Source organism: Kribbella sp. NPDC050281, from assembly GCF_040655855.1.
In the GTDB taxonomy this organism is placed as follows: Bacteria; Actinomycetota; Actinomycetes; order Propionibacteriales; family Kribbellaceae; genus Kribbella.
Genome location: NZ_JBFAKS010000007.1, coordinates 91,436 through 104,447 on the forward strand (window position 1 = coordinate 91,436; position 13,012 = coordinate 104,447).

Sequence of the window (13,012 nt, forward strand, 5' to 3'; positions counted from 1 at the left end):
CGTCCATGACCGGACGTCTGTTCCCCCGGGCACAGACCGACCCCGTCCGAGGACAGGGTACGGCCGACGGCAACACATTTCTCAACGCACGGTAACCGCTGCCACCCCCGGTCCGCCTCCCAGGGTTTCAGAAAGTGGCGAACCACCCACAGTCGTCGCGCGTCGCGGCGCGGCCACCTCCGACCCCCGATGCTGTCCCGAGGGTACGCCGTCTCAGCGGGCGAAACGGATCTCCGGGTATTTCGGGGAGTCGCCGCTCAGCAGCAGCCCGGGCCGCCGGCGCAGGGTCTGGTCGAAGAACGCCACGAGGTATTCGCGCTGCGCGAGCACGCTGCGCGCGGGGTCGGCTGTGCCGACGAGGGCCGTCATCACCGAGGTGATGATCGGGTCGTCGCCGTAGATCGAACGGAACAACTGGTCGAAGACGAACTGGTAGTCGGTGAACGCCTTCTGCTTGGCGCCGGCCAGCCTGAGATTCAGCTTCCAGCCGCGCTGGGCCTCCCAGAAGCCGGCCCAGGACTTGTCGTAGTTCTCCTGGTCCGGATCGGTCCGCTGGGTGGTGTCCGATCCGAACAGCAGGAACGGCTGGTCCAGACCCTTGCGCGCGACCTCGCCGAGCTGCCCCTGCGCGGGGTCGTCCTGCAAGGTACCGTCCAGATCCAGGCCGGCTGAGATCCGGCGGTCCTCGAGCAGCGTGTTCGCGGTCGCGTAGCCGCCGAGCGAGAACCCGAACATGCCGACCCGGCGCAGGTCGAGCCCGGCCGCCGTCCCCGGCGGGAGGTCGTTGCCCTCGGCACCGGGATTCTGCCCGGCGGCGATCAGCTCCAGCTGGTCCAGCACGAACCGCGCGTCGGCCGTGCGGGTCTCGACCGCCTTCCGGGTGAGGACCGGATCCGGCAACTGGGACGCCGGCACACCGGGCAGGAACCGCCCGCCCGGGAACTCGACCGGAGTCTCGTGACTGTGGTCCATCGTCACCACGACGTACCCGCGGCTGGCCAGCTCCTCGACCTGTGCGGTGTTCACGAAACGGCTGTACTGGTAGCCGGGAGAGAACAGTACGACGGGATGCCGCATCGGCTGCATCGGCGCGTCGATGCGGGAGTGCGTCTCGGTACCGGCGAAGTCGAACGAGCCGGATGGCAGCGCGAGGCCGTACTCACCGGTCCAGGTGTTGTCCACCTCCTTGGCGGTCCGGGCCGGCATGTACTTCGCGAACGGCGCGGAGCCGACCACGGAGGCCGGGTACCAGATGCTGATCATCAGCTCCCGCCGGCCGCTCGGCATGCTCGGGTCCGGCCGGGTCTGGTCGATCAGATGGACGGCCGTCGTCCCGAGCGCCTTGCGCCCGGTCGGCGCCGGTAGCTCGAAGGTCACCGGGTGGAAGTCGGGGTCATCTTGCTCCGGGTCGAACCGAACGGCTCGGGCGACGCCGGGAGCGGCCATCGCCAAGCCTGCGGCCAGCGTGGCCGTCAACACACCGCGTCGTGTCACAGACCTGGTGACTGTGTGACTGGTGGTGCGGATGGGACGCCTGTTCGCCATGCGACTCATCGTCACGGCCACATTTCACCCCGTGATAGCGACCTCGTCTCAACTTCATGACGGCGAGCTGATGACAACCGCCGACGGGTGAGCTTCAATAAGCGCACTCTTGTTCATAGATGCGTGAAGTGAGGCAGTCGTGAACATCTCCGCCCGCATGAAACGTTCATTAGTCGCCTTGGCTCTCATCGCCGGCGCTCTTGTGCACACGGCCGCTCCAGCGCGGGCCGACAGCACCGCGCTCGGTGACGTCACCGGCTTCACCGCCGACCAGGCGACGTACACACTGACGGCCGGTGCCGCGAAGGTCCGGGTCGTCTTCCTGAAGGACGACGTGTTCCGGCTCTGGCTGGCGCCCGACGGGAACTTCACCGATCCGGCCGGTACGCCGCCCACCGACCCGAGCGAGCCCGCGTCGACGATCGTCACCAAGACCGATTACGGCACGCCGCACACGTCCTGGCGGGACCGCGGCTCGTACTACTCGCTCACGAGCGGCAAGGTCGAGGTCCGCGCGCAGAAGCATCCACTCAAGTTCAGCGTCTACCGCGGCAACGGCCAACTGGTCTGGGCCGAGACGGCTCCGCTGTCCTGGAACGACACGTCCACCACCCAGTCGCTGGGCCGCGGACCGAGCGAGCAGTTCTTCGGCGGCGGTATGCAGAACGGCCGCTTCTCGCACCGCGACCAGACCATCACCATCTCCCGCGACTTCAACTGGGAGGACGGCGGCAACCCGAACGCGTCGCCGTACTACATGAGTACGGCGGGGTACGGCGTACTGCGGAACACCTTCAGCCCCGGTAGCTACAGCTTCACCGATCCCGTCGTCACCAAGCACGACGAGAAGCGGTTCGACGCGTACTACTTCATCGGCGACCTCAAGACCTCACTGGACCGCTACACCGAGCTCACCGGCCGCGCGTTCATGCCGCCGATCTACGGACTCGAGTACGGCGACTCGGACTGCTACAACCGCGGTCACTACGGGACGGACCCCGATCCCAGCAACGACTGGAAGGTGCACCCGGACAAGGTGACCACGCTGGATGCGGTCAAGGTCGCGCAGCGGTTCAAGGACGAGGACATGCCCGGTGGCTGGATGCTGGTCAACGACGACTACGGCTGCGGCTACTCCGACAACACCGACTCCGAGCAGGTCGACGGCACCTGGTGGGGCAAGCGGGAGATCCCCGCGCTCAAGCAGACCGGTGATGCGCTGCGCGACCGCGACATCCAGATGGGTCTGTGGACGCAGTCGTCGCTGGACCGGCAGCCGGACGAGGTCGGCGAGGCCGGAGTGCGGGTGCGCAAGCTCGACGTCGCCTGGGTCGGTCCGGGCTACCGCTACGCGCTGAGCGCCTGCGACACAGCACATGACGGCATCGAGCAGTACAGCAACGCCCGCGGCTTCGCCTGGATGGTGGAGGGCTGGGCCGGTGCGCAGCGGTGCGCGGTGCAGTGGACCGGTGACCACAGCGGTTCGCTGGACGCCATCAAGTGGCAGATCCCCGCCATCACCGGCTCCGGCAACTCCGGCATCGCCTACAGCGCCGGCGACGTGGACGGCATCTTCGGCGGCTCGGCCACTTCGTATGTGCGCGACATGCAGTGGAAGGTGTTCAACCCGGCGTTCATGACCATGTCCGGCTGGGCCACCCCGGCGATCAAGCAGCCGTGGGCGTACGGCGAGCCGTACACCTCGATCAACCGCAAGTACCTCAAGCTCCGCGAGCGCCTGCTGCCGTACTTCTACACGTACGCCGCCGAGGCGCACCGGACCGGCGCACCACTGAACCGGTCGCTGGTGCTGGAGTACCCGAACGACCCGAAGACGTGGGACGACACCACGAAGTACGAGTTCCTCGCCGGTCAGGACTTCCTGGTCGCGCCGATGTGGGGTGCGGACGAGGTGAAGAGCGGCATCTACCTGCCGAAGGGCCAGTGGATCGACTACTGGACCGGCCGGGTCTACCAGGGTCCGACGACCATCAACGGCTACCACGCCGCGCTCGACACCTTGCCGCTGTTCGTGAAGGCGGGCGCCGTCGTACCGATGTGGAAACAGGGCATCAACTCCGCCGCCGAGCAGGGTTTCGGCGATCGCCTCACTCTCGATATCTACCCGCAGGGGAAGTCGTCGTTCAGCCTCTATGAGGACGATCGCGTCACTCGTTCGCAGAACTCCGCCACCCAGACCTTCACGGTCGACGCGCCGCAGCAGTCCCGCGGCGACGTGACAGTGAAGATCGGCACGAGTGTCGGGACGTACGCAGGCAAGCCCGTAACCCGTCCGTATGAGCTGACGGTCCACACCGGCACCGCACCGCGCGAGGTCACCGTGGACGGCCGCAAGGCCAGTTGGACCTACGAGAACGGAGTGGTCCGGGTACAGACCGCACCGATCTCCACCGCACGCACCGCGGTGGTCCGACTCAGCGGGACGTCTTCCGTCGGTGGTCCCGATGTGGCGAACACCTTCGGCACGCCAGAGCTCACCACGCCGTCGTTGTGGAACGCTCCGGGCCAGGCCACCGAGGTGACTGCGACATTCCGCAACGGCAGCCCGACCACCATGCGCGACGTGAACCTGGCGCTCCAGCCGCCGGCTGGTTGGACCGTCGCCGGGCAGAAGGTGTTCGACACCGTCCAGCCCGGACAGACCGTCACGACCAAGCTGCAGGTCACTCCAGGCGCCGATGTGAAACCGGCGAGCTTCACGCTGGAGCTGGCCGCGTCGTATGTTGCGCAGGGCGAGAGCTACGCGAACACTGCGGTCGCGACAGCTCAGTTGCCTTATGCATCGTTGTCCCAGGCAGCGAATGTTGTCGGCATCAGCGACGCGACGACCTACGCCCAAGGCAACTTCGACGGATCCGGCAACAGCTACAACGGCGAGGCACTCGCGGCCGCCGGCTACACACCTGGCGCGACGGTGACCGTCCAGGATGCCGAGTTCACCTGGCCGACCGGAGCACCCGGCACGCCCAACCTGGTGAAGAACCAGCCCGCTCCGATCCTTGTCTCCGGCACCGGTTCGCATCTCGCCCTCCTGGGCGCAGGCGCGAGTCTCAACGCCCGCGGCGCGGTGACGATCATCTACACCGACGGGACGGAGTCCCTAGGCACGTTCCAGCTCCCGAACTGGTGCTGTCAGGACCCAGCCACCGGTGGCGCCAAGCTGGCGGTGTCGGTGAAGGGTCGCTACACCCAGGCGGGTCTCGCCAACACCACCACGGACTACCGGGTCTTCTACACCGCCGTGCCGCTCGATCCTGGCAAGACGGTGAAGGCGATCAAGCTGCCCGGCGGCGGGCTCGGGTTCTTCGCCGCCACGATCGCCGACAAACCGCTGCCTCCGGCACCGACCGGTGAGCAGTGGGTGAGCGACCTGGAGTTCCTCGACTCGACGAACGGCTGGGGTCCGGTCGAACGGGACCACAGCAATGGCGAGGACGGCGCCGGCGACGGCGGTCCGATCACCCTCGACGGCGTGCAGTACGCGAAAGGGCTCGGCACTCACGCGGCGTCGTCGGTGAGTGTCCGGATGGGCGGTAACTGCACGACCTTCACCGCCAAGGCCGGGGTCGACGACGAGATGGAGGACCGCGGCAAGGTCAGCTTCAAGGTCCTCGTCGACGGGACCGCGAAGTACACCTCGGACCTGCTCACCGGCACGTCGCCGACCGCGAACGTCTCGGTGGACGTGACCGGCGGCCAGACGCTCACGCTGCAAGTCACCGACGGCGGCGACGGCGTCACCAGCGATCACGCCGACTGGGCGGAGGCCAAGCTGAGCTGCAACCCATAATGGCTGGATGAACGAACTGACGGGGACCGACGTGGACGCACTGCATGAGGCGTTCACACAAGCCGGGTACACGGTCGACGGAGTGGCCGCCCGGCTGGGTCCTCAGGCGAACGGTGCGCTGGCCCGCAACGAGACCACTCTCGCGGGCCGGCGCACCTCGTCCGGCGACGCCCTGGACACGATCATCAGATTGTTCCTGCTGCAGCGCGACGTACCGGAATCTCTTGTCCTGCAGGCTTTTCCGGGCATCGATTTGGTTGCTCTCGGCATCATCGCGATCGACGACGGCTCTGCCCGGGCCCTCCTCGACATCAGGCCGTACGCCGAGGACGACCGGCAGTGGTGGGTGATCGCGGACCTGACGCCCGGCCTGGACGGGCGTCGTGAGCCGATGCGCAGCGACTACGCTCTCGGGATCTCGTCAGCCAGCCTCAGCCTGGTCAACCTGACCGTGCCGATCAAGGCCGAACGGGCTCTCGACATCGGCACCGGCAGCGGGATCCAGTCACTGCATCTGTCCAACCGGGTCAACCAGCTCGTCGCGACCGACGTGAACCCGCGCGCGCTCCGGCTGGCCCGGTGGACGGCCGCGTTGAACCGGATCGAGGTCGATGTCCGCGAAGGCAGTCTGTTCGAACCGGTCCGGGGCGAGCGCTTCGACCTGATCGTGAGCAACCCGCCGTACGTGATCTCACCGCCGGGCGACGATCAGCTGACGTACCGCGAGACCGGATTCGCCGGCGACACGCTCGTCGAGCACCTGGTGCGGCAGGCGCCGAACCACCTGACCGACGGCGGCTGGTGCCAGCTGCTCGCCAACTGGACGTACGTCCGCGGCGAGGACTGGCGTGACCGGATCGCTGCGTGGACAGGCGATCGGTCCGCCTGGGCGGTGCAGCGCGAGCGGCTCGACCCCTCCGAGTACGTCGAACTCTGGCTCCGCGACGCCGGTGTCCCCGGCACGCCGTCGTACACCGCTCAGTACGACGCCTGGATGCGCTGGCTGGACGCGCAGGCGGTGGAAGCGATCGGCATGGGCTGGATCACCTTGCACAACGTGGCAGGGACGCTCGACGCCGAGGAGTGGCCGTACGAGATCGAGCAGCCGATCGGTCCGCACGTACTGCGGCGGTTCGAGCGGGCGGAGGGAATCCCGGCCGACCTGACCGGGCTGCATCTGGTCGTCGCGGACGACGTGATCCAGGAGACGACCGGACGACCAGGCGCGGAGGATCCGGCGGCCATCGTGCTGCGGCGCCAGCGAGGGATGCGGCGGGCGGAGCAGGTCGACACCGTGATGGCCGGCTTCGTCGGTGCGTGTGATGGCGACCTGAGCGCCGGGCAGATCCTCGCTGCCCTGGCCGACCTGTTGGACCGTCCGGCGGTCGAAGTTCTGCAGGACTACCTGCCGCAGATCCGTCGCCTGGTCGTCGAAGGGTTCCTGGACTACTAGGCCTGTCCCCGGCGGCGGCGTTTCTCGGCGTACATCCGCCGGTCCGCCTCGGTCAGCAGTTCGGCGACCGCGATGCCGTCGGTGCTGCTGGCCTGGCCGATGCTCAGCCGCAGCATCGTGAACCACGGTTCGATCGCACTCGCCGCGACCCTCTCGGCCGTGGACTTGATCCGCTCCACCAGCTCCCGCGCGCCGCGCTCGTCCGGGTTGTCCAGCACCACCACGAACTCGTCGCCGCCGGCCCGTGCGACCACGTCCTCGGCCCGGCACTGCTCGGTGAGGAGCTGGCCGACCCGGCGCAGTACGGCGTCGCCGCATGCGTGCCCGTAGCTGTCGTTGATGACCTTCAGGTTGTCGACGTCGATGGCGATCACCGCGACCGACCGCGCCGCGTCGTGGGCCACCGACATCCGTTCGTCCAGCGCCCGCCGATTGCCCACACCGGTCAGCGGATCCTCGCGCGCCGCACGCCACTCCGCGTCGTGCCTGATCGACAGCTCGTGGTTGGCCAGTGCGGTCCGTACGGCGTACAGACCGCGCAGCCGCTCCGCCCACCAGCCCCTGGTGATCGCCCGTGCGTACTGCAGGCCTGTCACGGCTCCCGCGTCGCCTGACTCGGCAACGATCTGTACGGCGGTGTGCCGGATCAACGCCTCCACCGGCGGATCCGAGGTCGGTGGAAGATCCGTGCCGGCCCGGTCCGCGGCCTCCATCGCATCGTCGAGTTGACCCATGGCGGCGTACGCCTTGGCCAGATAGGCACCCGCGATGGCGGCCAGCTCCGGGTCGCCCAGCTTCGCCAGTTGGTCCCGGCAGTCCTTCAGGATCACCGTGGCCTCGGCCGCCTCGCTGTCGTCGTTGCCGGCGGCCAGCCACATCCGCCCGGCGATCGGCCAGTACCCGAGCAGGTCGGCGCGGACGATCACCTGGATCGCCTCACCGGCCCACCGGCGCGCCTCCCGGCGGCGTTCGGCGATCTCCTCGCCGTACGACGTGTCGCCGAGCCGCTCGAGCTCGTGCGCCCAGCGGAGGTTGGACTCGGCCAGGTTGAGCCGGTTGATCGCCGGAGCCTCGGCCAGCCCCAGCGGGTCGTGGTCGCCCTCGGCGGCGAGTTCGAAGTGCGGGATGCACAGCTCGTACAGGCGAAGCAGGTCGTAGGCGTAGCCGAGGCCGGTGTGCGCCCAGCCGGCCAGGCCGAGGTCGCGGGTGCGGGACAGCGCGTTCTCCGCCGCGACCAGGTCCGCCACCGAGTCGCCACCCTCGCCGGTCCGGATCAGCGTGACGATCCGGATCGCGATCGCGTTCGCCTCCTAGCCCGGCTCGTCGATCGCCCGCGCGACCCGGATACAGGCCTCGACCGCGTCCAGGGCCTCCATCGCGTCGGTGCCGTGGTGCGCGGCGACGGCCCGCACGTACTCGGCCGCGGCGCGCTCGTGCGTGGGCTCCGGCCCGAGTTCGTCCAGCAACCGGTTGATCTCGGTCGCCGCCTCGGCCGGATTCCCCGACTGGGCCCGTGTCATCGCCGCCGCGATCCGCGCCGTCACCCCCGACGTCTCGCGCAAGAAACCTCCCCTGAGTGCCTGCCTCACCGCTGACGACGTTTGTCGCCGTACAGCCGCCGATCCGCCGTCGCGATCAGCTGGTCCACAGCAACACCTTCCGCCGTCGCGGCGTACCCGATGCTCAAACCGAGCCGCCGCAGCCACGGCTTGTCCGTCGCCGCCGCGATCGCCCTGATCGCGGTCCGGATTCGCAGTGCCAGCAGCGCACCGCCCTTGGCGTCCGGCTGATCGAGCACCACGACGAACTCGTCGCCACCCGATCGAACCACGGCATCGGTTGCTCGCGCCTGTTCTACCAGCAGGTCTGCCACAACCTGCAGCAATTCGTCCCCGCAGGCGTGCCCGAAGGTGTCGTTGACCACCTTCAGGTTGTCCACATCGATGGCGAGCACGGTCACGGCCCGCTCCGAATCACGCGCCGCGGTCAACCGCTCGTCGAGCGCGCGCCGATTCCCCACGCCGGTCAGGGGATCCTGCCGCGCCGCGTGCCACTCGGCGTCGTGCCGCGCCGAAAGGTCGTGCGCGGCAAGCGCATGCCGTACGGCGGTCAGCGCGCGCTGCCGCTCCTTCCACCAACCGCGGGCCACCGAGCGCGCATACTCCAACCCTGCAACGGCTCCCGGCTCACCGGTCGCGGCCGCGATCTCCGACCGGGTCTGCAGAACCAGCACGTGGGTGGCCGGATCCGCCAAGGGAATCAGGTCATCCGCGGCCCGATCGGCCGCCGCCTTTGCCTCTTCGGACTTGCCCTGCGCGTGCAGAGCCCTGGCCAGATACGCGCCGGCGATCGCGAGCCGCTCGGTCTCACCCAGCTTGCTGATCTCGTCGCGGCACTCCGTCAGTTCGGCGACCGCCGAGTCCGGATCGTGGTCGGTCGCCGCGCCGGCCAGCCACAGCCGCGCACTCAACCGCCAGAACTCCTGGCTCTCGTCGTCGACGATCACCCGCTCACCTTCACGCGCCCAGTACGCCGCCGATGCGAGCCGCTCGCGGATCTCTCCGACGTACGACGGATCGCCCAGGCGCTCGAGCTCATGCGCCCAGCGGAGATAGGTCTCGGCGAGATTCAGCCGGTCGATCGCCTCCGACTCGGCCAGTTCGAACACGTCCGCGTCCGCGCGGGCCGCTTGTTCGTAGTGCGGGATGCACAGCTCGAACAGGCGCAGTACGTCGTACGCGTAGCCGAGGCCGGTGTGTGCCCAGGCGGTCAGGCCGGGATCCTTCGTGCGGCTCAGCGCGTGCTCGGCGGCGACGAGGTCGTTGACCGTGTCACCGCCTCGGCCGCTGCGGGCGAGGTTGATGATGCGGATCGGCAGTGCGTTCGCTTCCCAGCCCGGTTCGTCGATTGCCTTCGCGACCGCGACACACGCGTCAACGGCCTTGAGCGCCTCGTCGGCGTCGCTCGCATGGTGCGCCGAGACACCACGCACGTACTCCGCCGCGGCAAGCTGGTAGCTCGGCACGCCGCCCAGCTCGGCCCGGATCAGCTCGATCTCGGCAGCCGCGCTCGCATGCCCACCGGACTGAGCCGATGTCATCGCGGCGGCGATCCGGGCGGTCAGTACGTCGCCCGTCGCCATCTCGCCACTCCCCATACCCGCCGGCGGCCTCCCCTGATCCTCACCCGCACCTCGGGCCGGACCGCCCATTGTGACCACCCACCCCCACCTCTGTCACGACCCGATCCGGCCAACGACCACCTAGTGCCATCCCAAAACTACCGACCGCCATTCCGGACCCCAAAGTTCACCAAAACCAGAGGGGTCGTAACTCTGCGGATGGTTCGAGCATCACGAGGGGTGAGGGGCGAGTAAGTTGCCTTGACCTTGGGGGCAATGTTCTAGGGTGCTGCCCCCAAGGCGGAAGGGAACGGGATGAAGTTCGCGGTCAGCTACAGCACGCCCATGTTCGGGGTGGATCCGGACCACCTGGCGGCGTTCGCGCAGCACGCGGAGGGGTGTGGATTCGAAGGGATCTACGTGCCCGAGCGGGTGGCGCTGACCGCCGGTGACACGTTCGGCGGTGCCGAGCTGCCGATGACACTGCCGTACGGCGCTCCGCTCGACCTACTCACATGGGTCGCCGCGGCGACCGAGCGGATCCTGCTGGGGACCGGAGTGTTGCTGCTGCCGTACTACCAGCCGGTGATGCTGGCGAAGCGGCTGGCGACGATCGACGTGCTCTCGAAGGGACGGATGCGACTGCTCACCGTGGGCGTCGGTGTTCTGCCGAGTGAGGCAGTCGCGGCGGGTGTGGACTTCAGCACCCGCGGTCGCCGCGCCGACGAGGCGATCGACGTACTGCGGCTGCTCTGGTCCGACGAGGCGGACGGAGCCAGCTACTCCGGTGAGTTCTTCGAGTTCAAGAACGTCTACAGCTTTCCGAAACCCCTGTCCCGGCTACCGATCCACGTCGGCGGGTCGAGCCGCGCCGCGGCCCGGCGGGCGGGACTGCGTGGTGACGGGTACTTCGCCGGCGGCGCGCTGATGGGCGACGAACGCGCGGCCCAGTGGGACCTGGCTCAGACCACGGCAGGCGACCGTAGGCTCGACTACACCCGCTGGGGTTCGATCGAGCTGACCCCTGCCTCCCTCGAGGCGTACGCCGCCCAGGGAGTCACCCGTCTGGTGGTCGGCACGTCGAGCCCGGACCCATCCGAGCAACGCGACCAGCTCTCCGCCTTCGCCGAACGCTTCGCCCTGACCCCGAGCTGAGGACTCAGGCGACGCGTACGCCGTGTTCGCAGAGGGCCGTTGTGCCCTCGTGGACGGCGTCGAGAGCGGCGGTGAGGCGATCGGCCAACAGCGGCTTGACGCGCGCGCGTACGTCGGTCAGGGAGTAGAGACCCACGGACAGGATCTCCCCGTCGGGGAACGTGAACGCGGCCAGGTCGGCCTCCGTCACGACACCGCCGTCGAAGACGAAGATCATGCCTTCGAGACGGCCGTCGTACGCGTGCACGTGGTCGACCGCCAGCAACCGCCCGATCGGCCGCTCCGCCCCGAGCTCCTCCCTCAGCTCCCGGGCCGCCGCGACCCACGGCGCCTCGTTCGCCTCGACCACACCCCCGGGCAGCTCCCAGTTCGGCTTGTACGACGGCTCCACCAGCAGAACTCGGTCGTCCTCACCCCGGAACAACACCCCCGCCGCCATCCGCTTCCGCGGCAACCCAGCGGCGTACTGCTCGCTGGACTGCACGTCAGCCGGCTACCTGCTCGGGCTCTGCGGCGTGGAGTTGGACGGGGAGGGTCTCGACGCCGTAGACGATGGAGAAGTCGCGGAAACGGAGCTGTTCCTCGGGGATGGCCAGCGACAGGTCGGGGAAGCGGTGAGCCAGCGCGGAGAACGCGGCCCGGAGTTCCATCCGAGCCAGCTCGGCGCCGACGCAGCGGTGCATGCCGTGGCCGAACGCGAGGTGCGCCGCCGGTGCACGACGTGGCCAGAACTCCTCCGCGTCCGGCCCGAACACCTCCTTGTCGCGGTCGGCCCCCGACAGCGACACCGCGACCAGGTCGCCCTTCTTCACCTGCTGGCCGAACAGCTCCTGGTCGTGCCGCGCGAACCGCGGGAACGCCACCTGGACGACGGTCAGATACCGCAACAACTCCTCGACGATCGCGTCGACCGCACCTGGCTCGTTGCGGATCCGCTCGAAGTTCTCCGGGGTGCGCATCAGCACCAGCGTGCCGAGCGCGAGCATGCTCGCGGAGGTCTCGTACCCACCCAGGAACACGCCGTCGGCGAGCCCACCGAGCTCGACGTCGTCGATGTCGTCACCCTGCTCGCGGATGATCGACCCGATCAGCCCGTCACCCGGGTTCTTGCGCTGCTTGCGGACGATCTCGAACAGGAAGTCGCGGGACTCGCTGGCCGAACCGAACACCCCGATCCCACCACCGGACAGGTCGAACCGCGCCGGCCCGAGCGCCCGGAAGCGATCGCGGTCGGACTCCTCGACACCGAGCAGGTCGGCGATCAGCAGGAACGGCACGTTGAAGGCGAAGTCCGACACGATGTCGGCGACCGGGCCCTTGGCCTCCATCAGGTCCAGCTGGTCCTGGACGATCTTCTCGATCGCCGGCTCCAGCCGCGCCAGCCGCCGCTTGGTGAACTCCGGTGTCAGCAGCTTCCGCAGCCGGGTGTGGTCCGGCGGGTCGGTGAACCCGAGCCCCCCGATCCCCTCCGACGGCTTGTTCGGGTCCGAGCCGACCAGCGGCCGGATGTCGTTGCTGAAGTTCGTCGAGTCGGCGAGCACGGCCTTGGCCTCCGCGTGCCCGCTCACCACCCAGACGTTGAGCCCGAACAGATGCGCCAGCTTGTGCACAGGCTCGGCCTCGCGCACCTTGGCCAGCTCCGGCACCGGGTTCACGCCGTGACGGCGCAGCGGCATCGAGACCTGGCTGGGGAACATCCGCATCTTCGACAGGTCGAGACCACCCTTGCGGGTGGTTCTGTTCAAGATCCGGCTGCCGACCCATCTCTTCAGGTATGTCGCAACCATGACTTCCACGCGCCCTCTCTGAACCGCTTGCCCCCGACGGCTTTCGTCACCTAAAAACTAGCGTTGCCAAGGAGCAGATCTGATGGTGTTGGCACTACTGCGATAGTGGCGTTGGCACCACCATGGGAGGGGACCACGGC

Annotated in this window: 9 protein-coding genes; 3 read left to right on the forward strand and 6 right to left on the reverse strand. The window is 68.6% G+C overall.

Translation table 11 applies throughout. The annotated features are described in order from the left end of the window. Positions 1-213: 213 nt before the first annotated feature. On the reverse strand, positions 214-1,494 hold the full coding sequence (locus tag AB0I34_RS10030) for an alpha/beta hydrolase (RefSeq protein WP_360442459.1): 1,281 nt from the start codon (positions 1,492-1,494) through the stop codon (positions 214-216). 208 nt (positions 1,495-1,702) lie between these two features. Between AB0I34_RS10030 and AB0I34_RS10035 the strand changes: the two genes are divergently transcribed. Both AB0I34_RS10035 and AB0I34_RS10040 read left to right on the forward strand, forming a co-directional pair. After that, complete coding sequence (locus AB0I34_RS10035) at positions 1,703-5,356, forward strand: NPCBM/NEW2 domain-containing protein (RefSeq protein WP_360442462.1); 3,654 nt, start codon at positions 1,703-1,705, stop codon at positions 5,354-5,356. A gap of 7 nt (positions 5,357-5,363) precedes the next feature. Next, entirely contained in the window at positions 5,364-6,809 is a 1,446-nt protein-coding gene (locus AB0I34_RS10040) for a methyltransferase (protein WP_360442465.1), read from the forward strand. On the opposite strand, the gene AB0I34_RS10045 is transcribed toward AB0I34_RS10040, so the two are convergent. The 3 genes from AB0I34_RS10045 to AB0I34_RS10055 form a co-directional block, all read right to left on the reverse strand. Beyond that, a complete protein-coding gene (locus AB0I34_RS10045; protein WP_360442468.1) occupies positions 6,806-8,056 on the reverse strand; it encodes a GGDEF domain-containing protein in 1,251 nt (416 codons plus the stop codon). The two genes, AB0I34_RS10040 and AB0I34_RS10045, sit on opposite strands and share 4 nt — an antisense overlap. Before the next feature lie 63 nt (positions 8,057-8,119). Beyond that, complete coding sequence (locus tag AB0I34_RS10050; RefSeq protein WP_360442471.1) at positions 8,120-8,371, reverse strand: hypothetical protein; 252 nt, start codon at positions 8,369-8,371, stop codon at positions 8,120-8,122. Between the two features lie 23 nt (positions 8,372-8,394). Beyond that, positions 8,395-9,951, reverse strand: a complete 1,557-nt coding sequence (locus tag AB0I34_RS10055; protein WP_360442474.1) for a GGDEF domain-containing protein — start codon at positions 9,949-9,951, stop codon at positions 8,395-8,397. Positions 9,952-10,245: 294 nt separating this feature from the next. Here AB0I34_RS10055 and AB0I34_RS10060 point away from each other — a divergent pair, with 294 nt between their 5' ends. Next, positions 10,246-11,085, forward strand: a complete 840-nt coding sequence (locus AB0I34_RS10060) for a TIGR03619 family F420-dependent LLM class oxidoreductase (RefSeq protein WP_360442477.1) — start codon at positions 10,246-10,248, stop codon at positions 11,083-11,085. 4 nt (positions 11,086-11,089) lie between these two features. Here AB0I34_RS10060 and AB0I34_RS10065 read toward each other — a convergent pair whose 3' ends face one another. Continuing rightward, positions 11,090-11,569: an NUDIX hydrolase gene (locus tag AB0I34_RS10065; RefSeq protein WP_360442480.1), complete on the reverse strand. Its 480-nt coding sequence runs from the start codon at positions 11,567-11,569 to the stop codon at positions 11,090-11,092. 1 nt (position 11,570) lies between these two features. Continuing rightward, positions 11,571-12,830 (reverse strand): cytochrome P450, encoded by a 1,260-nt coding sequence (locus AB0I34_RS10070; protein ID WP_360442483.1) that lies wholly within the window; start codon positions 12,828-12,830, stop codon positions 11,571-11,573. Between the last annotated feature and the right edge of the window lie 182 nt (positions 12,831-13,012).